Source organism: Serratia sp. Ag1 (assembly GCF_000743355.1).
Classification (GTDB): Bacteria; Pseudomonadota; Gammaproteobacteria; order Enterobacterales; family Enterobacteriaceae; genus Chania.
This window is the reverse complement of the sequence record NZ_JQEI01000105.1, coordinates 1-563: the sequence shown is the minus strand read 5'-3', so window position 1 is coordinate 563 and position 563 is coordinate 1. Positions and strand designations below refer to the sequence as shown.

1 protein-coding gene is annotated in these 563 nt (G+C 67.1%); it reads left to right on the top strand.

What is annotated here, in order from left to right:
• A partial coding sequence (locus IV04_RS24535; RefSeq protein ID WP_037441846.1) for an amino acid permease occupies positions 1 to 563 on the top strand: 563 nt, incomplete at both ends.

The following is a 563-nucleotide window of genomic DNA, read 5'->3' as shown; positions in this document are numbered from 1 at the left end:
CGGCGAGGAGGCGAAGGACCCGAAGCGCACCGTGCCGCGGGCGACCTACGCCGCCGTCGCGATCATCGGTCTCTTCTACGCGTTCAGCGCGTGGGCGTTCTCGGTCGGCATCGGCCCGTCGAACATCGTCGCGAAGTCGCAGGAGTCGGGCCCCGACCTGATGTTCGTGTTCATGAACAGCCACGTCAGCGTGATCTTCGTCGACATCATGAACATCCTGTTCCCCACGAGCCTCTTCGCCTCGCTGCAGTCGTTCCACAACGCGGTCGCCCGCTACTTCTTCTCGCTCGGCCGCGAGGGCGTGCTGCCCACCTGGTTCGCGGGAACCTCGAAGCACGGCGCTCCCTGGGCCGGCTCGGTCGCGCAGACCGTCATCGCACTCGTCGTCACGATCGGCTTCATCTTCTCGGGCGAGGTGTTCGGCGGCGCCGCGGCGCTCGGCGAGCAGAGCTTCCTCTACCCGGTGCTCACCATGTTCACCTGGCTCACCAACACGGGCGCCATGGGCCTCGTGCTCCTCATGGCGGTCATCGCGGCCGCGGTCATCGGCTTCTTCCGCAGGG